At 62.0% G+C, this 23915-nt stretch carries 26 protein-coding genes; 17 read left to right on the top strand and 9 right to left on the bottom strand.

Annotated features, from left to right (window positions below):
• Position 1: 1 nt before the first annotated feature.
• Positions 2-1846 (top strand): adenylyl-sulfate kinase, encoded by a 1845-nt coding sequence (gene cysC / locus QF629_05870; protein ID MDP6013056.1) that lies wholly within the window; start codon positions 2-4, stop codon positions 1844-1846.
• A gap of 296 nt (positions 1847-2142) precedes the next feature.
• Here the strand turns inward: cysC and QF629_05875 are convergent, their stop codons facing one another.
• Both QF629_05875 and QF629_05880 read right to left on the bottom strand, forming a co-directional pair.
• Positions 2143-2520 carry a hypothetical protein gene (locus QF629_05875; protein MDP6013057.1) on the bottom strand — a complete coding sequence of 126 codons (378 nt, stop codon included), beginning with the start codon at positions 2518-2520 and terminating at the stop codon, positions 2143-2145.
• On the bottom strand, positions 2517-3695 hold the full coding sequence (locus tag QF629_05880) for an aldo/keto reductase (protein MDP6013058.1): 1179 nt from the start codon (positions 3693-3695) through the stop codon (positions 2517-2519). The genes QF629_05875 and QF629_05880 overlap by 4 nt, the downstream gene beginning before the upstream one ends.
• 81 nt (positions 3696-3776) lie before the next feature.
• Here QF629_05880 and QF629_05885 point away from each other — a divergent pair, with 81 nt between their 5' ends.
• Positions 3777-4238, top strand: a complete 462-nt coding sequence (locus tag QF629_05885) for a hypothetical protein (protein MDP6013059.1) — start codon at positions 3777-3779, stop codon at positions 4236-4238.
• A gap of 5 nt (positions 4239-4243) precedes the next feature.
• Here the strand turns inward: QF629_05885 and QF629_05890 are convergent, their stop codons facing one another.
• Together QF629_05890 and QF629_05895 are read right to left on the bottom strand one after the other, a co-directional pair.
• The gene (locus QF629_05890; GenBank protein MDP6013060.1) at positions 4244-4927 is read right to left on the bottom strand and encodes a methyltransferase domain-containing protein; all 684 of its coding nucleotides are present in this window, start codon (positions 4925-4927) and stop codon (positions 4244-4246) included.
• Complete coding sequence (locus tag QF629_05895) at positions 4924-6090, bottom strand: methionine synthase (protein MDP6013061.1); 1167 nt, start codon at positions 6088-6090, stop codon at positions 4924-4926. The genes QF629_05890 and QF629_05895 overlap by 4 nt, the downstream gene beginning before the upstream one ends.
• Positions 6091-6219: 129 nt before the next feature.
• Here QF629_05895 and QF629_05900 point away from each other — a divergent pair, with 129 nt between their 5' ends.
• From QF629_05900 to QF629_05920, 5 genes are read left to right on the top strand one after another with little or no spacing between them, the layout of a single operon-like run.
• Positions 6220-7416 (top strand): acyl-CoA dehydrogenase family protein, encoded by a 1197-nt coding sequence (locus QF629_05900; GenBank protein ID MDP6013062.1) that lies wholly within the window; start codon positions 6220-6222, stop codon positions 7414-7416.
• Positions 7417-7425: 9 nt separating this feature from the next.
• On the top strand, positions 7426-8523 hold the full coding sequence (locus QF629_05905) for an acyl-CoA dehydrogenase family protein (GenBank protein MDP6013063.1): 1098 nt from the start codon (positions 7426-7428) through the stop codon (positions 8521-8523).
• A gap of 14 nt (positions 8524-8537) precedes the next feature.
• Positions 8538-9323, top strand: a complete 786-nt coding sequence (locus QF629_05910) for an SDR family oxidoreductase (GenBank protein MDP6013064.1) — start codon at positions 8538-8540, stop codon at positions 9321-9323.
• A 3-nt stretch (positions 9324-9326) separates the two neighbouring features.
• The gene (locus QF629_05915; protein ID MDP6013065.1) at positions 9327-10088 is read left to right on the top strand and encodes a glutaredoxin domain-containing protein; all 762 of its coding nucleotides are present in this window, start codon (positions 9327-9329) and stop codon (positions 10086-10088) included.
• Positions 10085-10237 (top strand): hypothetical protein, encoded by a 153-nt coding sequence (locus QF629_05920; protein MDP6013066.1) that lies wholly within the window; start codon positions 10085-10087, stop codon positions 10235-10237. Before QF629_05915 ends, QF629_05920 begins: the two co-directional genes overlap by 4 nt.
• Before the next feature lie 10 nt (positions 10238-10247).
• Here QF629_05920 and QF629_05925 read toward each other — a convergent pair whose 3' ends face one another.
• Entirely contained in the window at positions 10248-10442 is a 195-nt protein-coding gene (locus QF629_05925; protein MDP6013067.1) for a hypothetical protein, read from the bottom strand.
• Positions 10439-10744 (bottom strand): hypothetical protein, encoded by a 306-nt coding sequence (locus tag QF629_05930; GenBank protein ID MDP6013068.1) that lies wholly within the window; start codon positions 10742-10744, stop codon positions 10439-10441. Before QF629_05930 ends, QF629_05925 begins: the two co-directional genes overlap by 4 nt.
• Positions 10745-10814: 70 nt before the next feature.
• Between QF629_05930 and QF629_05935 the strand changes: the two genes are divergently transcribed.
• On the top strand, positions 10815-11204 hold the full coding sequence (locus tag QF629_05935; GenBank protein MDP6013069.1) for a hypothetical protein: 390 nt from the start codon (positions 10815-10817) through the stop codon (positions 11202-11204).
• Positions 11189-12019, top strand: a complete 831-nt coding sequence (locus tag QF629_05940; GenBank protein MDP6013070.1) for a methyltransferase — start codon at positions 11189-11191, stop codon at positions 12017-12019. Before QF629_05935 ends, QF629_05940 begins: the two co-directional genes overlap by 16 nt.
• Before the next feature lie 4 nt (positions 12020-12023).
• Here the strand turns inward: QF629_05940 and QF629_05945 are convergent, their stop codons facing one another.
• A complete protein-coding gene (locus QF629_05945) occupies positions 12024-13619 on the bottom strand; it encodes an NAD(P)/FAD-dependent oxidoreductase (GenBank protein MDP6013071.1) in 1596 nt (531 codons plus the stop codon).
• A 30-nt stretch (positions 13620-13649) separates the two neighbouring features.
• Positions 13650-14168 carry a class I SAM-dependent methyltransferase gene (locus QF629_05950; protein MDP6013072.1) on the bottom strand — a complete coding sequence of 173 codons (519 nt, stop codon included), beginning with the start codon at positions 14166-14168 and terminating at the stop codon, positions 13650-13652.
• A 52-nt stretch (positions 14169-14220) separates the two neighbouring features.
• On the opposite strand from QF629_05950, the gene QF629_05955 reads away from it, so the two are divergent.
• A complete protein-coding gene (locus QF629_05955; GenBank protein MDP6013073.1) occupies positions 14221-14637 on the top strand; it encodes a DUF1178 family protein in 417 nt (138 codons plus the stop codon).
• Between the two features lie 146 nt (positions 14638-14783).
• Here QF629_05955 and ubiG read toward each other — a convergent pair whose 3' ends face one another.
• Entirely contained in the window at positions 14784-15521 is a 738-nt protein-coding gene (gene ubiG / locus QF629_05960) for a bifunctional 2-polyprenyl-6-hydroxyphenol methylase/3-demethylubiquinol 3-O-methyltransferase UbiG (protein MDP6013074.1), read from the bottom strand.
• A 107-nt stretch (positions 15522-15628) separates the two neighbouring features.
• Here ubiG and QF629_05965 point away from each other — a divergent pair, with 107 nt between their 5' ends.
• The 7 genes from QF629_05965 (at position 15629) to QF629_05995 (ending at position 23869) form a co-directional block, all read left to right on the top strand.
• Positions 15629-16849 (top strand): aspartate kinase, encoded by a 1221-nt coding sequence (locus QF629_05965; GenBank protein ID MDP6013075.1) that lies wholly within the window; start codon positions 15629-15631, stop codon positions 16847-16849.
• The gene (locus tag QF629_05970) at positions 16821-17870 is read left to right on the top strand and encodes a nitronate monooxygenase (GenBank protein ID MDP6013076.1); all 1050 of its coding nucleotides are present in this window, start codon (positions 16821-16823) and stop codon (positions 17868-17870) included. The genes QF629_05965 and QF629_05970 overlap by 29 nt, the downstream gene beginning before the upstream one ends.
• A 1006-nt stretch (positions 17871-18876) precedes the next feature.
• A complete protein-coding gene (locus tag QF629_05975; GenBank protein ID MDP6013077.1) occupies positions 18877-20019 on the top strand; it encodes a DUF4115 domain-containing protein in 1143 nt (380 codons plus the stop codon).
• A gap of 65 nt (positions 20020-20084) precedes the next feature.
• Positions 20085-21212 carry a flavodoxin-dependent (E)-4-hydroxy-3-methylbut-2-enyl-diphosphate synthase gene (gene ispG, locus QF629_05980; GenBank protein ID MDP6013078.1) on the top strand — a complete coding sequence of 376 codons (1128 nt, stop codon included), beginning with the start codon at positions 20085-20087 and terminating at the stop codon, positions 21210-21212.
• 6 nt (positions 21213-21218) lie between these two features.
• Entirely contained in the window at positions 21219-22292 is a 1074-nt protein-coding gene (gene prfA, locus QF629_05985; protein ID MDP6013079.1) for a peptide chain release factor 1, read from the top strand.
• Positions 22289-23128 carry a peptide chain release factor N(5)-glutamine methyltransferase gene (prmC, locus tag QF629_05990; GenBank protein MDP6013080.1) on the top strand — a complete coding sequence of 280 codons (840 nt, stop codon included), beginning with the start codon at positions 22289-22291 and terminating at the stop codon, positions 23126-23128. Before prfA ends, prmC begins: the two co-directional genes overlap by 4 nt.
• 222 nt (positions 23129-23350) lie before the next feature.
• Positions 23351-23869 (top strand): DUF4167 domain-containing protein, encoded by a 519-nt coding sequence (locus QF629_05995; GenBank protein ID MDP6013081.1) that lies wholly within the window; start codon positions 23351-23353, stop codon positions 23867-23869.
• The last annotated feature ends 46 nt before the right edge of the window (positions 23870-23915 follow it).

Raw genomic sequence — 23915 nt, forward strand, 5'->3', positions numbered from 1 at the left:
CATGTCATATTTTAAAATTGGGGAGGCCGCACAGCTGCCGGTCGTCATCGTCGGCCATGTTGATCATGGCAAGTCCACCCTGATCGGCCGCCTGCTGCACGATTCCGATAGCCTGCCCGAGGGCAGAATCGAAGCGGTGCGGGAGATGTGCCAACGCCGCAGCATGCCGTTCGAGTGGGCGTTCCTGATGGACGCCTTCCAGGCCGAGCGGGACCAGGGCATCACCATAGACACCACGCAAATCCAGTTTCGAACGCCCAAGCGTCCCTATCTCATCATCGACGCGCCGGGGCATCAGGAGTTCCTCAAGAACATGATCACCGGCGCCACCAATGCCACCGCGGCACTGCTGGTCATCGACGCCGAGGAAGGCGTGCGGGAGCAGACCCGGCGCCACGCCACGCTGCTCGGACTTTTGGGCGTGTGCCAGCTCGCGGTCGTGGTCAACAAGCTCGACCGCATCGCTTTCGATCGTTTACGCTTCGCTCAGGTTGCCGACGACGTACGTGGCTATCTCGGCGAGCTCGGCCTTGCGCCGAGCGCTGTCATTCCCGCCTCCGCCCGCGGCGGCGATAATGTCAGTAGCGCCAGCGAAAACACGCCCTGGTATGAGGGGCCCACGGTGCTCGAGGCGCTCGACAGCTTCACCGCGCGGCCCCAGGCGGACGAGCAGTCGCTGCGTCTGCCAATACAAGACGTCTACAAGTTCGACGAGCGCCGGCTGATTGCCGGGCGCATCGAGAGCGGACATCTCAGCATAGGCGACGAGTTGGTTTTCGCACCCGACGATAAGCGCGCGCGTATTGCCAGCATCGAGAGCTGGAACGTGCCGCTACCGCAGGTCACGGCCAAGGCCGGCGAGTCGATCGCGCTGACCCTAGATCAGCAGATCTTCGTCGAGCGCGGTGCCATTGCTTATGCACCCGATTCACCGCCTCTCGTAGCGCGGCGGATACGCGCACGCCTGTTCTGGCTCGCCCGAGAGCCCTTGGAGGAGACACGCAAGCTAACGCTAAAGATCGGTACCGGACAGCATCCCGTGACCGTCACGACGATTCGCAGCGTGCTCGATTTCGAAAACCTCGAATCCCGACCCTCGCCACGCGCCGCACACAACGAGATCGCCGAAGTGATACTGGAAAGTGAACGGCCCTTGTTTATCGACGCTCACAACGACAATCCTGCCACCGGCCGCGGCGTGCTGGTCGCGGACTACGACGTGGTCGGCGGCTGCGTAATCCTCGGCGAGGTCGAGCCTGCGGCCGAGCTATACGCGGTCGCGCATCAGGTCGATGTCGATGCGCGCGCCATAGCGCTCGGCCATCGCGGCGGCGTGATCTGGCTTACCGGGTTATCGGGTGCCGGCAAATCCACACTCGCCATAGACCTCGAGGTGCGGCTTTTCAGCCGTAACATCCACGCCTTCGTGCTCGATGGCGACAATCTGCGCAAGCACCTCAGCAGCGATCTCGGCTTCGCGCCCGAAGACCGCACCGAAAACATCCGTCGTACCGCCGAGGCGGCACGCCTGTTTGCCGAAGCCGGAATGGTCGCCGTCGTCGCCCTGATCTCGCCATTGCGCGACGACCGTGACCGAGCCCGCACAATTGTCGGCAAGGAGTTTCACGAAGTGCATGTGCGCGCCGATCTGGAGACCTGCGAGGCGCGCGACCCGAAAGGGCTCTACGCTCGCGTCCGCTCCGGCCGTATCGCCAACTTCACCGGTATCGATTCGCCCTATGAGCCGCCGCACGCGCCAGAGTTGGTGATTGATACCGAAGCCATGTCGGTCACAGCCTGCCAGGAAGCGCTTGCCGCCTATGTCGAAAGCGCAGTGACACTATGAGACGGCTACTGCATCTGCCCGTCCAACCCACGGTGGTCAGCGGCTGGCAGGCCTGGGACATGCTCGCCGACGACCCCGACTCCATCTTGGTTGATCTGGGCTCGATAGGCTCCCCGGACCTGCGCGAGCTCAACAAGGTGCCCTCACACAGCGATGCCAGACCTGTCAACCACAGTACGCCCATCTTTCTGCTCAGTCAGACCGGCACGCACGCAAGAAAAATCGCGGCAGCGTGGCTGGCGGACGGCTATGCCGGTGTCGCTGTGATCTCGGAGGGCGCTACCGGTTGGCAGGCCCTAGGCTTGCCTTGGACGGAACCGACGCAGGCCGAGATAGCCCAACAGCAGGACGAAGCAGGCAAGCACGAAGAGCTTGTTGATGAACCAGTTGGTGGTCCAGATCGTCCACTCGGGCGCATCGAGAAATAACGCCAGCTTGACCACCACGATGACGATCTCGGCAATCGACATGCCGAGCGCCAAGGCGATCGTGTAGCGCGGCTGCGCGAACAGTGCCCAGGCCAGCCACAAGTGGGCGACCCACCAGAAATCCCACCAGACATAGGTCGCCACGCCAACGCCTTCGGCCAGCGCATAAGCCACTGGAAAGGCGAACTTGACTGTCACGGTCCAGGCCGCCAGCAGGATCAGAAAATGCGCGATGAAGCGGATCACGTGGCCAAGCGGTAGTAGGCATCGAGCGTAAGCGCAGCGATGTCGAGACCGTGCGGGCAGGCGCCATGGCAGACCTTGTGGGTACATGTCGCGCAAGGTCCAGCGCCTTCGCCGAGCGCCGCATAGTCCGTGCGTGCCCGGACCTCGTCACCGTAATCGGTAGCGTACATGCGCGTACGCAGCACCTCGGTGATAGGGACGCCCGCCGGACAGGCTTGCGAGCAAGCGCCGCAGCCGGGGCGACAGTAGCGGTCTTCCTGTAATGCCGCATAGTGTGCCAGCAAACCAAAGTCACCGGGGCGCAGCGCCTGTTCGCCGGACGCCGCCATATATTCGTCGATTAGCGCCCGGCTAGTCATCGACACGATCAAGGAATCGACGCGCGGGCTCGACAGCACCCAGCGAAACGCAGCCTGGGCATAGGTACCACCGGTGCGCTCGAAAGGCCGCATATCATTGAGCCGCGCGCCCATCAGGACCTTCATGGCGACCACGCCGACGCCCTTCGCCTTCGCCTTCTCCAACACGCGCGGCAGCTCGGGCTGGATCGAGACGTAGTGCAGGGCGTGGCGCACCTGGGCGACGAAGTCCGGATCTTGTGCAAAGGTATAGGCGGCGAGCACAACATCGGCGAGATCGTTGTCGATGGCATAGTTCAGACACTCGGTCAGTGACGAGCCGTGTCCCGACATCCCACAAAAGCGGATCTTTCCCTGTTTCTTAGCGCGCTCGGTGAAAGCGTGCCATTCCGGGTTACGCAGTCGCTCGACGTCGTTGACAGAATGCAGAAAATAAATGTCGAGGTAATCGGTGCCGAGACGGCGCAGACTGCGTTCGAGAGCTGTCATCATATCGGCTTGGACAGCGCGCGCGCCGGCCTTGGTCTTGGACGCCAGCACAACGCGGTCACGCATGCCCCACAGACCCTTGCCCATAGCGGACTCGGCCGCGCCGAAGCGATAGCTTTCGGCAGTGTCGAAATATGTGACGCCACGATGGAGAGCGTAGCTGATCAGCTCGGGATCCGCCGAGAGGCTGGAGCCGAAGCCGATGTTCGAAACCTCGAGCCCAGTCGCACCCAGAGTAACCGTGCGCGCAGCGGCTGCAGCCGGCCGCGGCGCGGGGGCCCCGAGGGCCAACGCCCCAACACCGAGAAACTGTCGCCGGTCGAGCATCGCCGCCTCCACGATTTTGCGATGAGTCTATGTGCCAGCGCATGCTTGTTCAATGCACCCGGCACAGGCTAGTCTCGGACTATGCACTACCTTCTCGCCACGTTCATCGTCCTGTTTGCGCTGACCGGTGAAGCCATGGCTTGCGACAAAGCCGAAGAAGACCTCGCGGACTTTCTTGCCGGCTCGTATTCGCTGATCGGCCGCGAACCCCATTTTGGCGCGCCGTACGCCGGAGCCGCGACGCTCAGGGCCGCCGGCTGTCGCCTAGTCTTCGCGCGCTGCGTCAACGGCGAGCGCATCAACGGTACCGCTCGCCTCGGCAGCATCACGGCCGACGAGATTCCGGTGCTCGAGATCCGCTACCGTATGGGCTCGCAGATCATCCTTGGTATGTTTCTCATAGACGGCGACCCCGATAACTACGCCCTGCTCAGCGGCGAATGGAAGGTTGGTGAATCCACCGGCGCACCCGGCCGTGAGCACTGGTACATCGAGCGCGAGAGCGACCTCGCCGCCGAGAATCCGCAGCCAGCCTGCGAATAGCCCCCTTACTCCGGCTTCTGCCCCCCGAACAACGCCATGGTCAGGTATTGCCAGTGGCACGAGACTTCTTCGAAGCCGATCGTGCGCAGCCAGTCGAGTTGATCCGGCACGGGCGCGGGGTTGTCCTGCTCCAGGTGCTCTTTGAACCAACTCATGTCGTCGTAGCCGTATGAGGCGGCAGTGTTCTGCCAGATATCCTGGTAGCGCTTGTCGAGCGTTAACGTCGGCCCCAGGATGACGTCGCGCAACAGGAAGATGCCGCCGGGGTTGAGTGCAACGAAGATCTTGGCGAAGCTCTTGCGCTTGTCCTCGTGGCTGAGGTGGTGCAGCGCCAGGCTCGAGACCACCACGTCGTAACCCGGGTCGATCTCGGCTGCAGGGAAGCGGCCCTCGCACACTGTCACACGCTCGCCGAACTGCGCCAGGTTGGCGCTACATTCCTCCAGCATCTCGGGTGAGAGGTCGATAGCCAGCACGGTGGAATTCGGGAAGGCGTCGAGCACGCAGCCAGCAACCACACCCGTGCCCGTGCCGACGTCGAGCGCGCTCAACGCCGCGTCCTTAGGGTATGGGATGAGGTCGAGCATGAGCTGGTTTATCTCGTGATAGAACGGCACCAGACGCGGGATGAAATCCTCGTACGCCTCGGCCCGGTCACCGAAAAACTCGCTCGCCTGTTGGTCCTTCATACCCGTCCCCACATCCGTTTGCTGGCTATCGCGGCGCCTTCGCTCAGTGCAGCAAGCTTTGCCCATACCACATCCTCGGCTACGAAGGCATCACCAGCGAGCGTGCTGAAGCCGCAATCGGTGCCAGCCAACACACGCTCACGATCGCCCACAGCCGCGACAACGCGCTCGAGCCGCTCCGCGACCCATTCGGGATGCTCGACATAGTTGGTGGTGGTGTCGATCAACCCAGGAATGACGAGCATGTCCGGCGGCAGGCCAGATGTGGACAGCACCTCGACCTCGTGCGCATGGCGCGGATTGGCGAAAGGCAGGCATATCGCACCGACACGCGCTTCCGCCATTAGCGGCAGCACGTCGGCACAGGCGACATCGTGCACATGTGGGCTGTTGCGGTTGCCCCAGCAGGCGTGCAAACGGATTTTTTCGCGCGGGATATCGCCCGTGGCTTCGTTAATGGCGGCGATGTGGCGCGCGACGAAGCCCTGGAACTCGGCCAGGGTGTGCCCCTGGAAGAAAGTGGCGCGCTCCATGGCGAGGTCGGGCGCATCAATCTGCAGCAAATAGCCGCGCGCGACGATGGCGTCGTATTCCTTCTTCAGTTCACAGCTAAGCGCTGTGAGATAGGCGTCGTGGCTGTCGTAATGAGCGTTGAGCATGGTGGTCGCGACGATGCCGGGCGAGGCCGCGGTCATGAAAGTCTCCGCGAACGCGCCCTCGTGCACGCCCAACGCGCGCTCGAAGGCATTGCATTCCTGAGCCAGCTGCGCCTCGCCGTCATAGGCGATCTCTCCTTGCGCCTGGGGCGCGTCCCACAGCCTCGCCCGGCGCAGGTTGTGATCCGCCACCCATTGCCGCCAGATGGGGAAGTTTTTCATATCCAGGGTGATGGGGCGATCAGAGGCGCCACCATAGCCGTGCATGCGCCGCGCCACATAGGTCGAAAACGAGATACGCGGCATCTCGCCGTCATTGGCAACATCGATGCCTACTTTGGCTTGCGCTGTAACCACGGCGTGCGTGGCCTCGTCAACCGCAGCCTGGAAAGCGGTGGGATCAGGCCAGCCGCCCTTATCTTGCTCCAACAGCATCTCGGTCAGCACAGGCCCGCGCGGCAGACTACCCATATGCGTGACCAGGAATCTCTCATCGCTTCGCTTCATCGCACGCCCCTTCCTTGTTTGCCGCTACTTTAGAACATCGTCGCGTCCCGCGTGGAGCCGGTTTCCCCGCTCGCGTTTCCCCCTATAATGCGCGCCGCGACAGAAATTATGCCCGAGGGGCCAGCCGCCATGGAGATCGAATTCACCGGCGCCGAATTGGCGTTTCGCAACGAGGTCAGGGATTTCGTCAAAAATAACCTGCCCGCCGACATCCGCGAGAAAGGCGAGAACGATATTGGCCCGTCGCGCGAGGACTTCGTGCGCTGGCATTCCATCCTCTATGACAAGGGCTGGGTGGCGCCAGCTTGGCCCAAGGAATATGGCGGCACCGGGTGGACACCGATCCAGCGTTACATCTTCGGCGAGGAATGTGCCGCCGTCTCGGCACCGCGGGTGATGCCCTTCGGCGTCAGCATGGTAGGACCGGTGATCTACACATTCGGCAACCCGACGCAAAAGGACTACTACCTGCCGCGCATTTTAAGCGGCGAGCATTTCTGGTGTCAGGGCTATTCCGAGCCCGGCGCTGGCTCCGACCTCGCAAGCCTGCGCACCCGCGCCGTGAGCGACGGCGATCATTACGTGGTCAACGGCCAGAAGACTTGGACGACGACCGCGCATTGGGCTGACCACATCTTCTGCCTGGTGCGCACGGACACAGAATGCAAGCCGCAGGAGGGCATCTCGTTTCTGCTCGTCGACATGGACGACCCCGGCATCACCGTGCGCCCGATCATCACCATGGACGGCGGTCACGAAGTCAACGACGTCTTCTTCGACGACGTGCGGGTACCTGCCGAGAACCTGATCGGCGAGGAGAACAAAGGCTGGACCTACGCCAAGTTCCTGCTCAGCCACGAGCGCGCCGGCATCGCCGATGTCGGGCGATCGAAGAACCGCCTCGCCAGGCTCAAGGCGATCGCGCGCGCCGAAAAAGTGAACGGCGCGCCGCTGATCGAGAACGTGCGCTTCCGCGACAAGATCGCGGATCTGGAGATCCGCCTAATGGCGCTTGAGTTTACTGAGCTGCGCACGCTGTCCAGCGAGGAAGCGGGCGCGCAACCGGGACCGGAGGCAAATCTGCTCAAGATCCAGGGCACCGAAGTGCAGCAGCGCCTCACCGAACTCACCCTTGAGGCGGTTGGCACCTATGCCCAACCTTTCGTTCCGGAGGCGCTCACCAGCGGCTGGAACGAAGAGCCTGTGGGCCCTGACTATGCCGCCGCCGTGGCGCCGCGCTATTTCAACTGGCGCAAGGCCTCGATCTATGGCGGCTCTAACGAAATTCAAAAGGGGATCATCGCCAAGATGGTTCTCGGTCTCTAGGAACGTGTCATGGACCTGAGACTGAGCGACGACCAGCAACTCCTCAAGGACACGCTGGAGCGCTTCACGCGCAACGAGTACAACTTCGACACTCGTCGAAAGCTGACCGATTCCGAGGACGGCTTCAGCCGCGATATCTGGCAGAGTTATGCTAGCCTGGGCTTACTCGGCATCCCCTTCGCGGAAGAGGACGGCGGCATCAGCGGCGGGCCGATCGAAGTGATGATCGTGATGGAGCAGCTAGGCCGCGCGCTGGCTCTCGAGCCCTATCTGCCCACCGTGGTCCTAGCTGGACGCGCCATTGTCGAGGCCGGCTCGGCGGCGCAGAAGGAACAGTTGCTCGGCGAGATCATCGCCGGCGAGGCTCTGTGGGCTTTCGCCCATGCCGAGCCGGGCGCACGCTACGACCTCGCCCATGTTGAGACCCGCGCTGAGGGTGGTCGTCTCAGCGGTCACAAGGCCGTGGTGCACGGCGCCGTGACAGCCGATAAGCTCGTCGTCTCGGCCCGCAGCGAAGCGGGTATCTCGCTCTACGTCGTGGTGGCCGAAGCCGACGGCCTTACTTTGCGCCCCTATCGCACCATCGACGGGCTGCGCGCCGCGGAAGTGATGCTGGATAACGTTGCAGGTGAGTTGTTGGGCGAAGATGGTAGCGCCCTACCCGTCATCGAATCCGTGATCGACCGCGCCACCGCAGCCGTCTGTGCCGAGGCCGTTGGTGCCATGGATGTGCTGCGCGAAACTACTCTCGAATACTTGCAGATGCGCAAGCAGTTCGGCGTGCCGATCGGCACGTTTCAGGTCCTGCAGCACCGCTCGGTCGAAATGATGGGAAACTGCGAAGAAGCGCGCTCGCTGACCCTGATGGCAACGCTCTCGCTCGACCAGGATGTGCAAGCACGCGCACGCGCCGTCTCCGCCGCCAAGGTCGGCATCGGCACGCGCGGCCGCCATGTCGGCCAGGAGGCAATCCAGATGCATGGCGGCATGGGCATGACAGACGAGCTCAAGGTCGGCCACTATTTCAAGCGCGTGAGCATGATCGACGCCATGTTTGGCAACACCGACCACCATCTCGACCGCTTCGCGGCGGCGTCCCTGAGCTAGACAAGGGAAAAGGCATGATAAACAGCAGCAAACTATTCGATCTCTCTGGCCAGGTTGCCGTCATCACCGGCTCAACCCGCGGCATCGGCAAGGCGATCGCCGAAGCCATGGCCAGTGCCGGTGCTAAGGTGGTCATCTCCAGTCGCAAGATAGATGCCTGTGACGCGGTGGCGGCAGAGGTCAACAAGGATGGCGGTGAGGCCATCGCTATTCCCTGCAACATCTCCTATAAGGACCAATTACAGGCGCTAGTTGACGGCACCATAGAGAAATGGGGCAAGATCGACAGCCTCGTCTGCAATGCCGCTGTCAATCCCTATTACGGACCTATCAGCGGTATCAGTGACGAGGCTTACGACAAGATCATGAATTCCAATGTGCGCAGCAATGTTTGGCTATGCAACATGGTAATTCCACAAATGGCAGAGCGCGCTGGCGGCACCGTCATCATCGTTTCTTCTGTGGCAGCCTTCATAGGCTCCGCCGTTCTCGGCGCCTATGGTCTTTCGAAGGCCGCCGATGCCTCGCTGGCGCGCAACCTAGCGGTCGAGTGGGGGCCGCAGAATATTCGCACCAACTGCCTAAACCCGGCGATCATTCGCACCGATTTTGCTCGCGCGCTGTGGGAGAATCCCAAGACCTATGCCCGGGCCACCTCGAACTATCCCCTCAAGCGCATCGGCGAGCCCGAGGAAGTAGCCGGCGCCGCGGTATTCTTGGCCTCGAAGGCAGGCAGCTTCGTTACCGGCCAGACCATCATCATCGACGGCGGGGCGACGATCTCTGCTGGCGACGTCTGAGAGATGGCAGAACCCGTCAAGGTCTACTGGCAACCGGGCTGCACCAGCTGCCTGCGGGTGAAGGAATTTCTTGACGCGAACGGCATTGATTTCATCTCTGTGAACGTCGCCGCTGAAGAGGCCGGCTGGGACGAGTTGGCGCGGCTCGGCCTGCGCAGCGTACCGGTGGTGGCGCAAGGTGAACACTACGTCTTCGCTCAAGTTCTCGGTACGGTCAGCGAATTCCTCGGCCTCGGTGCGGCAGACGGACCCAGGCTCGCACCGGCGGCGCTGGTAACGCGTCTCAGCCTGATCCTGGAGACTGCCTGCCGGCTTGCAGGTCAAGTGCCGGAGAACAGACGCGACGACGGCCTGCCCGGGCGCGACCGCAGCCTACACGGTCTCGCCTACCACATCTTTCAGATCCCCGAGGTCTTTCTCGCCTGCCAGACCGGTACCACGCTGACTTATGAGGCGCTCGACGCATCGGCGCCGAAGCACCTGGCATCGATAGCCGATATCGCAGTTTATGGTGCAGACATCGGAGCACGTCTCGCGGCATGGTGGGAGGGCGAGGCAGACTGCGATGCAGCGCGAACGCTCGCCACCTATTTTGGCGAGCATAGCTTGCACGTGGTGCTGGAACGCACCACCTGGCATTCGGCCCAACATACGCGCCAGCTTGCGATGATGCTGGAAAGCCTCGGCATCGCCCCGAACCGCCCACTCGATGCCGCCGCCCTCGTCGGCCTGCCTTTACCCGCAAAAGTCTGGGAGGCGGCTTGAGCAACCGCCTGTTCGGCGAGTCGTTTCTTCGAGACGTTGAGCGAGAGACCTTCATTTATCGCGAGCAGATCATTTGGGGTCAACTCCATCTCCAGCAGTGGTGTGAGAGCTGCCAGCAGTTTCTCGATACTCCTGCCTGCGCCAAGTGAGCGCCGCGCGCTAGCCCGTCATTTCCGCTTTGAGAGTGGCTAGCGCGACCGCGAATGCGGCGCGCGCTGTCTCGAGCTGGATGGCGGCCGCATCTGGCGTGGTGGCGAGGATGGCGTCGATGGCCTCACGCACCGGCTGCGGCGCCTCGCCGCCACACAAAGCCTGCTCGCTGAGAGCGCGCGCCCAGTCCTGCACGTCACTCATGCGGCCTTTTCCTTGGGTACCAGGCAACAGCGTTGCATCAGCCTCTCGGCGCCGGCCAGACACTCGCGCGCCGACTGCGCGAGGTCAGCAAGATCGGTGCCTTTGGCAACCTCGACAACGATATGCCGGGCAAATCCTGATAGGGTCTCGGTCTTGCTCCCGGCCGTGCCAAGCACTTGCGCCAATGTCAGGTCGCCCCCGCCGGCGATATTGGCGAGCGTGACATCGCGCCACTTCCGCCTCGCCACCAGCGCTAGGGCCGCTTCCGCCACCCGTCCGGAGATATTGATCTTACAGGCCATAACAACCTTTCCTGTCCTTTGAGGCGAATAGGATATTGACTTGGTGCCGACGCCTGCAATGCTTGTTTTTATGAGTAAGAGATTTGCCCGCGATGCCGCCGGCGCTTTGATTCGTACCGCGCGCCGCCATCCCATGCTATCGCGAGAGGAAGGGCACGTGCTGGCCAGACGTGCCGCGCGCGGCGATCGGGAAGCGACACAGCGACTCGTCGCCAGCCATCTCAGGCTGGCGATCAAAATCGCCGAGCGCTATCGCGCACCGGGCTTGGCCCGTGGCGACCTGATCCAGGAGGGCTGCATCGGCCAAACTCAAGATACTGGTGAGAGTCGATGCCGAATCGGGAGCGGCCGCATGAGGGGGCTTTCCGGTCGCTTTGCCGAGGCACTGACCTATGTCAGAGAGCTGCAGCCCACGGTCAACGCCTTTGCCGCGGAGATGAAAACATGCGCTCACTCGTAATCCTTGCCGTACCGCTCATAATCGCCTTGGGGACAGCGCAAGCGGGTGAAAGCCTGCAATCCATTCTCGACTCGCGTCCGGCCGAGGACATGGCGCGGGATCAATACCGCCACCCGGCTGAGACCTTGGCTTTTTTTGGGCTGGAGCCGGGCATGAGAGTGGTCGAGACACTGCCCGGCCGGCGCGCCTGGTATACACGCATCCTGGTGCCCTATCTCGGGCAGAACGGCGTGCTCTACGGCGCCAACTACACCCACGCGCTTTTCCAGCGCATCTTCGGCGACCGCTGGGAAGACCTGCGTGAAAAAATGGAGGCTTGGCCCGAGACTTTCCCGGCCCAGTCCGCAGGCTATGCCGAGGCGCCGCCCACAATCGGCACGCTCACCGTCACAGAGGCACCGGAGACGCTCTACGGCACGTTTGACCACGTGCTCTTCATCCGCTCGCTACACCACCTCAACCGCTACGATCCAGCAACCCTCGATCGCGCAGCGGCAGAAGCGCGGGACCTGCTCAAGCCGGACGGTGTGGTCGGCATTGTGCAGCATCGAGCGCCGGAAAGCGCGTCGGATGAATGGGCGAACGGCGATAATGGCTACCTCAAGACCTCGCGTGTCGTCGCAGCTTTCGAAGCCGCCGGACTGATCCTGGAGGAGAGTTCGGAGCTGAATACCAACCCGCTCGATCGGCCAACCGAGGAAGATCGCGTCTGGCGTCTGCCACCAAGCAACGGCAAAGGCCGCGAAAGCCGCGAGACCTACCTGGCAATAGGCGAATCCGACCGCATGACGCTGCGCTTCCGCAAGCCCGAATAGCGCCTCAAGCGCTCAACGCAAAGCCTACATAGCCCTTGGCGACGATCTCATCGCATTTCTGCACGTATGTGGGAAAGCCGCCGATATAGGGCATGAAGACGCGCGGCTTGCCGGGGATGTTGGCACCTAGGTACCAGGAGCCGCAAGAGGCGCGCAGATGATGGCTGGCGACATCGGCTACATGGGCAATCCAGGCATCCTCAGCATCCTCTGTCGCCTCGATACGGGAAAAACCGTTCTCACGCAAATGCGCGATGCAATCGGCAATCCACACCACATGCTGCTCTATCGACGGGATCATGTTGGTGAAGACGGACGGGCTGCCCGGCCCCGTGATGGTGAAAAGGTTGGGAAAACCCGCCAACGTCAGGCCGAGATAGGCGCGGGGTCCCTCGGCCCATTTGTCGCGCAAGCTGCAGCCACCACTTCCGCGAATATCGATTTTTAGCAAGGCGCCAGTCATCGCATCGAAGCCGGTTGCAAAGACGATGGCATCAAGCGCGTAGATCTTAGTGCCAACCACCATACCATCGGTGTAGATGCGCTCAATAGGCGTCTCACGAACATTCACCAGCGTGACATTGTCCCGATTGAAAGTGGCGTGGAACCCGGTATCAACACAAAGCCGTCGGCAGCCAATAACGCCGTGCGGCATCAACAATTCCGCCACGTCAGGATCATGCAGCGTCTCGCGCACCTTTTCGCGCACGAACGAAGCCGCTGTCTCGTTGGCCTCGGCATCAAACATCAAATCGTTGAAGGCACCGAGGAAACCGACACCGCCGGTGCGCCAGCGTTTCTCGTATTCCTGCTGCCGATCCTCAGCACTGGTCACCATGGCAGAGGTGTTGTTTAGCGGGAACAGCACGCCGCTCGGTAGGCTTCGTGCACACTCCCGAATTTCGCCGTATCTGGCTTTGACTTCGCGCTGGGCTTCGGGAGCCAGCGGCGCATTATGTGCCGGGACCGTATAGTGCGCGGACCGTTGAAAGACGAACAAATGCTCGGCTTCCTCGGCAATGATCGGAATTGCCTGAATCCCTGACGAGCCAGTGCCGATCACACCGACCTGCTGGCCTGAAAAATCTACCTCTTCGTGCGGCCACAAACCAGTGTGGTAGGTATTCCCAACAAAGCTGTCTACGCCCTCGATATCGGGAATGCTGGGCACCGACAGGCAGCCCGTCGCCATGATGCAGAAGCGCGCCGAAAGCGTCTCGCCCATATCAGTCTCGAGGCGCCAAATCGTCGCCGCCTCGTCGAACGTCGCCGCCACGACCCGCGTCTTGAAGGTGATATCCAGGCACAGGTCGAAGCGGACGGCCACGTACTGTGCATAGCGCAAAATTTCGGGCTGGGTGGCATAACGCTCCGTCCAGTCCCATTCTTGCTGCAATTCGTCCGAGAACTGATAGGAGTACTGCATGCTCTCGACGTCACAGCGGGCGCCGGGATAACGGTTCCAATACCAAGTACCACCGACGTCGCTCGCGGCCTCGATCACGCGCACGCGCAAGCCCTGGCTGCGCAGGCGATGCAGCATGTAAAGACCGGCAAAGCCGGCGCCGACGACGATGGCATCGAAATCAGGCTGGGTCATTGAGCTTCCCTCGCTAACTCACGCGCGGCCCTAGCGCGAAATCTGGCAGGCGCAAAGCCGCTGAACGCAAGCTGGCTGGGGGCCACTAACTTCTAGGTCTTCATAGGCAAACACGCGCAAGCCACCCATCGTAGCGATCTCCAGAAGCTCACCATGGCGCAACAGAAAATCCGGATTGCTCGGACGTCCATGGCGTTCGTTGCCTTCCGCGAAAGTCTCGTAGATCAGCACGCCGCCGGGCGCCAGCGCAGCGATGATCTCGGGGAATAACGGCCTATGCAGATAATTAGTCACGACAACACCGGCAAACGCCGCCCCGGCGAAAGGCCAGGGATCAGCCTCAAGGTCAGCCGTAACGGCCGTTGCCGGGGCCATCAGGCGCGAGATATCCCGGTCGACAGCGGTGACCGGATGACCGCGTTCAAGGAACACGTCCGCGTGCCGGCCGCTGCCGCAAGCGAGGTCCAAGACCGGCCCGCCGGGCACAATCAAAGACGCGAATCGGACCACCCAGAACGATGGCGCGGCTTGTTCTTTGGGCATAGGCATGTCATCTAACGCTAGGAAAGCCGTGATTGCGGCATGGAGCTATGGGCGAAGCATGATCGTCTATGACGTAAAATGCGCCAAGTCGCACGTTTTTGAGGGCTGGTTCCGCGACAGCACCGCATTCGACGAGCAGGCGGCGGCGGGCGAAGTCGTCTGCCCGGTCTGCGGCGAAAGCGAGGTCAGCAAGGCACCCATGGCGCCCGCTATCGGCCGCGCCCGGGAGGGTGAGTGCGCTACGCCCTACACGCAGCCCGAGGTCATGTCGAAGCTGCGCGAGATCCGCGATGCGGTTGAGAAGAACAGCGAGCATGTCGGCTCGGCCTTTCCTGAGGAAGCGCGCAAGATTCATTACGGCGAGACCGAAGCACGCAATATCCACGGCAATGCCACGCTCGACGAGGCCAAAGCGCTTAAGGAAGAAGGCGTTTCCGTGGCAATGATCCCGTGGCTGCCGCGGCAGGATAGCTGAGCGCCATCCCCTACACACTCGTTGCCGAGCGCTTCGGCCCCACCGTGCCTGGCAATTGGACTCTCGATTCTGTGTTGACCCATCTTGACCACGGCGCACGCTTAAATGGCGGGTGCCATGGCCGCCGTGCGGGCGAGCTTCTCGATCTACGCCGCCGCGGCGGATGTCGGGCGCCTAGCCGCTAGCATGTAATTGACGCTGAGGTCGCCCGACAGCCGCCAGGAGCCACTGAGCGGATTATAGGCGACCCCGGTAACCCGGTCTATCTGCAGACCGGCGCTCAAGGCCAGGCTGATCAGTTCTGATGGGCGGACGAACTTGCGCCAGTCGTGGGTGCCGCGGGGCACCCACCCGAGCACATATTCCGCCCCCACCACAGCCAGCGCTAGCGCCTTGAGAGTGCGATTCAGGGTCGCCAGGACAAGCACTCCACCTGGCGCTACGCAGCCGGCCGCGGCCGCCACGAAAGCGGGCAGATCGGCGACATGCTCAATGACTTCCATGGCTAGCACAGCGTCGTAGGTCTCGCACGCAAGATCCGTCACGTCTCCATGGCGGTAAGTAATGTCGAGACCAACATCGGCGGCATGCGCGCGTGCCACCACAATGCTTTGCTCAGCTGCATCAAGGCCCGTGACCTCCGCCCCAAGGCGCGTCAGGGGCTCGCAGAGCAGCCCTCCGCCACAGCCCACATCGAGCACGCGCAGGCCGTCAAGCGGGCGTCTCCCAGCCTCGCTTGCCAGGGCATCACGGACGAAGGCAATGCGCAGCGGATTGAGCACGTGCAGAAGCGCCATCGGCCCGCCTTCTTCCCACCAGCTATCGGCCAAGGCGGCAAAGCGGCTGACCTCGTCGGCATCAAGCGTGGTAGTCGTCTCCGGCATCCGTATTTCCCAGCTTGCTAGGTTCCTTGGGGGAACGTATGAAGAGCCGCTTGCACACGACTACGCAGGCAAAGTGTGGCGCAATTCCACAGATGACAATAGCTATCATGACACGAGTCGTACAAAAATTCGGCGGCACGTCGGTCGGCAATGTCGAGCGCATCCGCAACGCCGCGACGCGTATCAAAACCGCCTATGAACGCGGCGAGCGTATCGCCGTGATCGTCTCGGCCATGGCCGGAAAGACCAATCGGCTAGTCGAGCTGTGCGCCAACGTGGCACCGTTGCACGACGCTCGCGAATACGATGTCGTGGTTTCCAGCGGCGAGCAGGTGACCTGCGGTCTCATGGCGCTGGCCTTGCAGGAGCTCGGCGTACCTGCGCGCTCCTGGCTTGCCTGGCAGATTCCGATCCGCACTGACGACGTGCACGGCAAGGCGCGCATCGAGGAGATCGATACCGAAGAGATCGGCGCGCACATCGATTCTGGCGAGGTGGCTGTGGTGGCGGGCTTCCAGGGCCTGGGTCCGAGCAACCGCCTGACAACGCTTGGTCGCGGCGGCTCGGACGCCTCTGCCGTCGCCCTTGCGGCGGCACTCGGAGCTGAGCGTTGCGACATCTTCACCGATGTCGACGGGGTGTATACTAGCGACCCGCGCATCGTTACGAAGGCCCGTAAACTTGATAATATCGCCTATGAGGAGATGCTCGAGATGGCCTCGCTGGGCGCCAAGGTGCTGCAGACGAGAGCCGTCGAGCTCGCTATGCGCCACCGCGTTACGCTGCAGGTGCTGTCGAGCTCCGAGGACCTGCCGGGCACCCTGCTGGTGGACGAGGATCAGATAGTGGAAAAGGACATCATCAGCGGCATCGCATACAGTCGCAACGAGTCTAAGGTGACCCTGACCGAAATTGCCGACCGACCCGGTCTGGCGGCCATGGTTTTCGGCCCGCTTGCAGGCGCTGGTGTCAATGTCGATATGATCGTACAAAGCGCATCGCACGACGGCGAGAGCGCCGATATCACATTCACGGTCGGCACAGCCGACCTGGAACGGGCGCTGGCAATTCTCGGCGAGGAGCGCGGGGCCCTGGGCTTCAACGAGCTGCTGTCAGACTCAGACGTAGTCAAGGTATCGGTGATCGGGGTCGGCATGCGCACCCATGCCGGCGTCGCACGGACCATGTTCGAGACGCTGTCGGAAAAAGGCATCAACATCCAGGTGATTTCCACCTCGGAGATCAAAATCAGCGTGCTGATCGCCGAGGAATATACCGAATTGGCTCTCAGATCTCTGCATGCCGCCTATGGACTCGACGCCGACTGATCCCGCCGGGGAAGAAACGCTGCAGCGTCTTTGGGCACGCGGTTGCGACTTTCTCGGCACGCCGACCGCCATTCTCGGTGGCGCTATGTCGTGGGTCTCGGAACGCAATCTGGTGTCGGCCATTTCCAATGCGGGCGGTTTCGGAATCATCGCCTGCGGCTCCATGGATCCTGACATGCTGTGCACTGAAATCGCCGCAACGGCGGCGCTAACCGACAAGCCTTTCGGCGTCAATCTGATCACCATGCATCCCGATCTCGACGCGCTGATCGATGTCTGTCTGGCCAAAACCGTGGGTCATGTGGTGCTTGCCGGCGGCCTACCGCGCACCACCCAGATCGCCCGCATCAAGGCTGGTGGTGCAAAGGTGCTGTGTTTCGCGCCGACCCTTACGTTTGCGCACAAGCTGATGCGCTCCGGCGCCGATGCCCTGATCATAGAAGGCATGGAGGCGGGCGGCCATATAGGCCCGGTCTCGACCAGCGTCCTAGCCCAGGAGATTCTGCCCGAGATCGACGACGTGCCGGTCTTCGTGGCCGGCGGTATCGGCCATGGTGAAGCGGTTGCCGCCTATCTCGAGATGGGCGCCAGCGGCTGTCAACTCGGCACGCGCTTCGTTTGTGCTGAGGAATCGATTGCCCATCCTGATTTCAAGAAACGCCTTCTACGGGCGCAGGCGCGCGACGCTCAGGTCTCGAGCCAGCTCGACCCACGCTTTCCGGTCGTTCCGGTGCGCGCCCTGGCCAACGCGGCAAGTGACCGCTTTCTTGACGTCCAGCGCACGGTCATCGCCAAGGTCGAGGCAGGTGAGTTGGATCAGAAAGCGGCACAGCTCGAAATTGAGCATTTCTGGGTTGGGGCGTTGCGCCGGGCGATAATCGACGGGGACGTGGATAACGGCTCGGTGATGGTTGGCCAGAGTGTCGGCATGGTACGCAGCGAGCAACCCCTGGCCAAGGTCATCGCGGAGCTCGTGGCTCAGGCGGCTCGCGCCTTGGCCCGGCGCAACCCGGCGACCTGAGCCGATACGCGCGTCGCTCAGCGGTCCCCGGCGGCGGCAGCTACGCCACGTAATGGCCGGCCGTGGCGGCGTCCAGGCACAGCTCGACGCGGTGATGCGGCTGATCCACCGCGAACATGGTGGCTGAAGTCTGCTCCTGCTACCTCTTGCGCACTGGATAGGTCCTGGAGCTGTTCGCCAACCAAGGCCTCAACCCGAACGCGGTGCACAACACACGCCTGCAGGTCAACGAAGGCCTAGTCGGCCACGTTGCCGCCAGCGGCCGCTCTTTGTTTGAGCCTCAACGATACCCAGGCACCTCATGGTCTTGACCCGTGGACAGTTTTGCCACGCTCGCGACATGCTACGGCACGGGCGCGAGATAGCCCTGAGAGTGGGCGAGATACGGCCTCGGGACTTGCATATAGGCGCTATGTTGGAGGTATTCGCTTTGCTCTGGCAACTGCCAAATCTACAATCTAAAGTTGATATACTTTCTGCTAAAACTAGTAATTTAGTGTAATTTCTTTTTGCCAACAGCCATGAAAACACTAGACCCTTAAGGGGTTACGAAATTTTAACGTGACCGGCACTTAATTCGATAGGAAATCTATGGCAAGCCTGGCACGAGGCCGAAGTACCCCTTACAGTTTGCGGCGAGGATGCCGGACAGCCGCTTGACGCCATGGCGCTAATCGGCTCTGAAAACCGCAATTTGTCGATGGCGCCGTGGCGCCCTCGGCCGACCGTCTTGGCACGCTCTGCGAGCGTGCCAAGGTAAACCTATGCGACAACCTCTCGGCCTTTGCCAAGAATCATGATACCAGGATCGGTTAATTCATTAGTGTTAACGATATTGTATGACTAGTTTTCACTGCTCAACGTTCAAAAAATCGTGCAAATCACACTTGCCTAATTGAAGGTAGATCAAATTTGTTTTAGAAAGGGTGATGCGGGGAGCTAGGCAAGTTGACCGACGACTTGCGCATGGTGTGGCTGCAAGAGCAGCGTTCGAAAGGGCGAGCCGTTGACGCAAAATGAGCCGATCGAACTGGCACGGTACCGCGATCCGGACGGGGGTGCGTATGCGGGCATTGGCTCCGAACTGCGGGATGCACGCTTGGACCGTGGAACGGAGCTGGCGGATGTTGCGACGGCCTTGCGGATCCGCCGCCCTTATCTGGAGGCGATTGAGACCGGCGAGTTCAACCAATTACCTGGGCGGGTCTATGCTGTTGGCTTTCTACGCGCATATAGCGAGTATTTGGGGCTTGACTCAGAACCTGTAGTTGATCGTTTTCGCGACGAGACCACAGATATCAGCCCTAGCACGGAACTGAGATTTCCTGCGGTCCCGCCGCAAAGCTGGCGCCCACAACTGGGGCTGTTCAGTGTGGCGTTGCTATTGGCAGTGGTGGTTTATGGAGGTTGGTACTACTGGCAATCGCTGGATGACTTGTCCCTCAAGACTGTTCCGGAAGTGCCCGACAAATTCGCTACCGTGGAAGGTGCAGAAGAGCCGGAAATGGTCGACCCCAGTGTCGCGCTACCGAGCGATTCGGTGGCCACCGAGCAGGCAACCACGGCCACAGCCATTGCTGATCTCGCATCAGCGCCGGCCGAGGAAGTGCCCTCCGGTCCCTTGGCAGAAGAAGACGCCGCGTTGATCGAGACGGAAGCCATCACCGCCGCGACCGTAGGCACGGAGACTGAGGTCACGCCAGCATCGGAGGCCGTCAACGATGGCCGGGATGCAGCCGATGCGATTGAGGAGCCGGGCACTGCCCAGCCCATCACCGGTGCTCTGGCCGATGTACCGGATGCGCCGACCCTGATCTTGACACCGCCTCCTCCTGCGGCGCCCGTCACTGAGACTACGGCAAAGGTTTATGGCCAGGGTAACGCTGGTGCGCGGGTCGTGCTGCGCGCCGCTGCAGATACTTGGGTGCAGGTACAAGGCGACGGCAACGACCTTCTGCTCTCGCGCATTCTCAAAGCGGGCGACACCTATCTGGTTCCGAACGGTGCCCAAGCCCGACTGACCACGGGCAATGCCGGTGGTCTGCAAATCCTACTCGATGGTGAGCTGATGCCGTCGCTTGGTGACTCGGGTGCGGTACGGCGTAATGTGCCGATCAGTGTCGAAGCCTTGCTCACCTCAGCCGACTGACCTGTTTTGCAACCTCGTCTCGGCTATAGTCCACGCAAAAGCTAAGTTCCTATGAGAGTCGGTCCATGAGCGTCCGTCCCTATCGTGATATTATGCGGCGCGCTAGCCGCCAGATCCACGTCGGCGATATGCTCGTCGGCGGCAACGCGCCGATCAGCGTGCAGTCGATGACCAACACGCCCACCACTGATGTGGCGGCAACGGTGGCTCAGGTGCACGCCTTGACGGCGGCGGGTGCCGATATCGTGCGCGTCTCCTGTCCTGACGAAGAGTCGACCGCGGCCCTGGCGGAGATCGTGCGCCAGAGTGAGGTTCCGGTCGTCGCCGATATCCATTTCCACTATCGCCGCGCCATTGAGGCGGCCAAGGCAGGTGCTGCGTGCCTGCGCATCAATCCCGGCAATATCGGCTCGGCGCAAAGGGTGCGCGAGGTGGTGAAAGCGGCGCGTGACCATGGCTGTTCAATGCGCATCGGCGTCAACGCCGGCTCATTGGAGCGCAATCTTCTGGAGAAATACGGCGAGCCCTGCCCCGAGGCGATGGTAGAAAGCGCCCTTGCCCACGCCGCCATTCTCGAGGACAACGACTTCCGCGAGTTCAAGATCAGCGTCAAAGCATCCGATGTCTTTCTCGCCGTCGCCGCCTATCAGGGCCTGGCTGATGCCTGCGACTACCCCCTGCATATCGGCGTTACCGAAGCCGGCGGCACGGTCGGTGGTACGGTCAAGTCGTCAATCGGCCTCGGCATGCTGCTCTGGGCTGGTATCGGCGACACCTTGCGCGTCTCACTGTCAGCCGATCCGGTGGAAGAGATCAAGGTCGGCTTCGAACTGCTCAAATCACTCGGCCTGCGCCACCGCGGCGTCGCCATCGTCTCCTGCCCCTCCTGCGCTCGCCAGCAGTTCCCGGTGATCGAGACCGTGGCTATGCTGGAGGAGCGGTTGGCGCATATCACCGCGCCGATAACGGTGTCGATCATCGGCTGTGTAGTGAACGGCCCCGGCGAAGCGCGTGAGACCGATATCGGCTTTACCGGCGGCGGTCGCGATATACACCAGGTCTACATCAGTGGCGTCACCGACCATCGCATCGCCACTGACGGAATGCTCGACCATCTGGTGGAACTGATCGAGGCCAAGGCCGCCGAGATCGAGGTGCAAGAGACGCGGCCCGAGAGGGCTCTCGTCAGCTGACGCACCATGTCCTTTGCCAACAAGCTCGAAAGCATCGAAGCTCGCCATACGGAGATTGGCGAGTTGATGTCCACGCCCAGTCTCTCCAACGCCGAACGCGTGGCATTGGCTAAGGAATATGCCGAACTCTCTCGCGTGGTCGAGCAGGCGGTGGCGCTGCGTAAGCTGCGCGAGGAGGTCGACGAACTCAACGAGATGTTGGCCGACGCGGAGACGGATGCGGAGATGCGTGAGCTTGCCCGCAGCGAGCGCGAGACCTATCTGGAGCGCATACCGGCCCTGGAGAACCGTCTCAAGCTCGCGTTGCTGCCGCGCGACGAAGCCGATGCTAAGGGTGCCATTCTCGAGGTGCGCGCAGGCACCGGCGGCGAAGAGGCGGCGCTGTTCGCCGCCGATCTGGTGCGTATGTACCAGCGCTATGGTGAGCGGGCCGGCTGGAAGCTGGAGATGATGGCGCTGTCCGAAACCGGAATCGGAGGCGTCAAGGAGGCGGTAGCGGTCATCAAAGGACGCGGCGCTTTTGCTCGGCTAAAATACGAATCGGGTGTCCACCGAGTACAGCGCGTGCCAAAGACGGAGACCTCGGGGCGCATTCACACCTCGGCCGCGACCGTCGCCGTGCTCCCGGAAGCCGAAGAGGTCGATATCGCCATCGACGAGAAGGATCTACGTATCGACGTCTTCCGTGCCTCCGGTCCAGGTGGACAGTCGGTCAACACGACCGACAGCGCCGTGCGCATTACCCATATGCCGAGCGGAATCGTCGTTTCGCAACAGGACGAGAAGTCTCAGCACAAGAACAAGGCCAAAGCACTGCGCATCCTGCGCGCCCGACTATATGAGCAGGAGCGAGCGGTGCGCGAGGCCGACCGCGCCGCCGACCGCCGCGCCCAAGTCGGCAGCGGCGATCGCTCCGAGCGCATCCGCACCTACAATTTTCCGCAAGGCCGCGTCACCGACCACCGCATCAATAAGAGCGTGTTCGATATCGAGGTGATGATGGATGGCGCCTCGCTCGACGAATTCATCGACGCCCTGATTGCCGATCACCAGGCGGCGCAGCTGGCGGAATTAGCATGAGCAATGTAAACACGGCACTCGCCTGGGGCGCTGCAGCGCTGTCGCACGTGCCACAGAGCGATGCCAGACGCGAGGCACGACTCTTGTTGGGGCATGCTACCGGGCTTACGGCCGAGCACTTGTTCGCCAACCCTTCATACGAAGTCGGCCGGCCGGAGCACATTTGTTATGCTGCTCTGGTGCACCGCCGCGCCGGCCGCGAGCCAATAGCGCGCATACTCGGCCGGCGTGAGTTCTGGAACCTTGACCTGGAGGTGACAGGAGACACGCTGATTCCGCGACCCGACAGCGAAACGCTTATCGAGGCCGCACTCGCCGGTGTACCGCCTCCGCGGGTCCTGCTCGACCTCGGCACGGGCAGCGGTTGTTTGCTGCTGGCGCTACTCGACTGTTTTGTGGGTGCTACGGGACTCGGCGTTGATGCCAGCTCTGCCGCGTTGCGGGTCGCCACCCGCAACGCGGCGCGCGCGGGTCTTGTCGAACGCGCGCAATTTGTCGCCAGCAACTGGGGAGACGGGGTGGCAGACCGCTTCGATCTGGTGGTCAGCAATCCGCCCTATGTAGCGCGCGGCGCTATCGACAGACTGGAGCCCGAGGTTGCTAAGTTCGAGCCGAGGACGGCACTAGACGGCGGTATCGACGGGCTGGCGGCGTATCGGGCGCTGATCCCCCGCCTGCCGCGGCTGCTAAACGCTGGCGGCCAGGCACTTCTCGAGATCGGAGCCGATCAGGCGGAGCCCGTGGTGGCGATTGCGGCGCAGGCTGGCCTGTATTGTCGGGAGCGGCACTACGACCTTACCGGAATTGAGCGTTGCCTGCGGTTTGAGAAAGGCTAGAGTATTCTCGAAAAAACTTGGAAAGTTCGATCTGTCGCGCTAGTGTCACTTCAAGCAACGGTAAGCGTTGACATGGCTGATGGGCCGTCAACGAGAAAATGAACTCAGTAGCCTGTATGGTGAAAACGTCGATCAAGTCTTAATGGATTTGACCGTCTGTAGCTGATGTACGCAACCGTGTGCTGGTCAAGGTCTTCTAACATCACGTGAAATTTGGAGCGCATGAGACAAGGTTCCCATTCCAAACGCCATCGTGGCCGTTCGAACGGACGGCGATCCCATGGCCTCGCCTCTAACTATGAAAGCAACGGTCCGGATGTGAAAATCAAGGGCAGTGCTGCCCATGTGCAGGAACGGTACGAAGGCCTGGCTCGCGAAGCCGTGGTCAGCGGTGACCGTGTGGCGGCGGAAGGCTATCTTCAGCATGCCGAGCACTACCAACGCATAAGCAATGCTCAGGTGGCGGCGCAGGCCGAAGCCAATGCTGCCAAGGCCCGCGGGCGCGACAATCATCGTGACGGCAATCGGACGGAGACGGAAGCGCCTGCCGAAACGCCGCTCGCAGAGACGGCGTCTGACGAGGCTGTTGTGGGTGCGTCAGCAGGAGATGACAAAAGTAACGCCACCAGCGAAGCTAAGCCCGAGCGTAGCGGCCGTCGTCGCGGTCGTAGCCGCGGTACCGCTAGTGCACAGCCCCGCGACGACGGGGATTCAAGCCCGCCCGAGTCGGCCGCCGTCTGAGCAATACGGCGCCCGCAGACTCAATACAAAGGCTTAGAGAAAAACC

Source organism: Alphaproteobacteria bacterium, from assembly GCA_030739735.1.
Taxonomy (GTDB): domain Bacteria; phylum Pseudomonadota; class Alphaproteobacteria; order UBA7887; family UBA7887; genus UBA7887.

Excerpts from the sequence above, each read along its gene's own strand:
- cysC (MDP6013056.1), top strand. The coding sequence starts at position 2 with ATGTCATATTTTAAAATTGGGGAGGCCGCACAGCTGCCGGTCGTCATC.
- QF629_05880 (MDP6013058.1), bottom strand. The coding sequence starts at position 3,695 with ATGCTCGACCGGCGACAGTTTCTCGGTGTTGGGGCGTTGGCCCTCGGG.
- QF629_05885 (MDP6013059.1), top strand. The coding sequence starts at position 3,777 with ATGCACTACCTTCTCGCCACGTTCATCGTCCTGTTTGCGCTGACCGGT.
- QF629_05890 (MDP6013060.1), bottom strand. The coding sequence starts at position 4,927 with ATGAAGGACCAACAGGCGAGCGAGTTTTTCGGTGACCGGGCCGAGGCG.
- QF629_05895 (MDP6013061.1), bottom strand. The coding sequence starts at position 6,090 with ATGAAGCGAAGCGATGAGAGATTCCTGGTCACGCATATGGGTAGTCTG.
- QF629_05900 (MDP6013062.1), top strand. The coding sequence starts at position 6,220 with ATGGAGATCGAATTCACCGGCGCCGAATTGGCGTTTCGCAACGAGGTC.
- QF629_05905 (MDP6013063.1), top strand. The coding sequence starts at position 7,426 with ATGGACCTGAGACTGAGCGACGACCAGCAACTCCTCAAGGACACGCTG.
- QF629_05910 (MDP6013064.1), top strand. The coding sequence starts at position 8,538 with ATGATAAACAGCAGCAAACTATTCGATCTCTCTGGCCAGGTTGCCGTC.
- QF629_05915 (MDP6013065.1), top strand. The coding sequence starts at position 9,327 with ATGGCAGAACCCGTCAAGGTCTACTGGCAACCGGGCTGCACCAGCTGC.
- QF629_05925 (MDP6013067.1), bottom strand. The coding sequence starts at position 10,442 with ATGAGTGACGTGCAGGACTGGGCGCGCGCTCTCAGCGAGCAGGCTTTG.
- QF629_05930 (MDP6013068.1), bottom strand. The coding sequence starts at position 10,744 with ATGGCCTGTAAGATCAATATCTCCGGACGGGTGGCGGAAGCGGCCCTA.
- QF629_05935 (MDP6013069.1), top strand. The coding sequence starts at position 10,815 with ATGAGTAAGAGATTTGCCCGCGATGCCGCCGGCGCTTTGATTCGTACC.
- QF629_05940 (MDP6013070.1), top strand. The coding sequence starts at position 11,189 with ATGCGCTCACTCGTAATCCTTGCCGTACCGCTCATAATCGCCTTGGGG.
- QF629_05945 (MDP6013071.1), bottom strand. The coding sequence starts at position 13,619 with ATGACCCAGCCTGATTTCGATGCCATCGTCGTCGGCGCCGGCTTTGCC.
- QF629_05950 (MDP6013072.1), bottom strand. The coding sequence starts at position 14,168 with ATGCCTATGCCCAAAGAACAAGCCGCGCCATCGTTCTGGGTGGTCCGA.
- QF629_05955 (MDP6013073.1), top strand. The coding sequence starts at position 14,221 with ATGATCGTCTATGACGTAAAATGCGCCAAGTCGCACGTTTTTGAGGGC.
- ubiG (MDP6013074.1), bottom strand. The coding sequence starts at position 15,521 with ATGCCGGAGACGACTACCACGCTTGATGCCGACGAGGTCAGCCGCTTT.
- QF629_05965 (MDP6013075.1), top strand. The coding sequence starts at position 15,629 with ATGACACGAGTCGTACAAAAATTCGGCGGCACGTCGGTCGGCAATGTC.
- QF629_05970 (MDP6013076.1), top strand. The coding sequence starts at position 16,821 with ATGCCGCCTATGGACTCGACGCCGACTGATCCCGCCGGGGAAGAAACG.
- ispG (MDP6013078.1), top strand. The coding sequence starts at position 20,085 with ATGAGCGTCCGTCCCTATCGTGATATTATGCGGCGCGCTAGCCGCCAG.
- prfA (MDP6013079.1), top strand. The coding sequence starts at position 21,219 with ATGTCCTTTGCCAACAAGCTCGAAAGCATCGAAGCTCGCCATACGGAG.
- prmC (MDP6013080.1), top strand. The coding sequence starts at position 22,289 with ATGAGCAATGTAAACACGGCACTCGCCTGGGGCGCTGCAGCGCTGTCG.
- QF629_05995 (MDP6013081.1), top strand. The coding sequence starts at position 23,351 with ATGAGACAAGGTTCCCATTCCAAACGCCATCGTGGCCGTTCGAACGGA.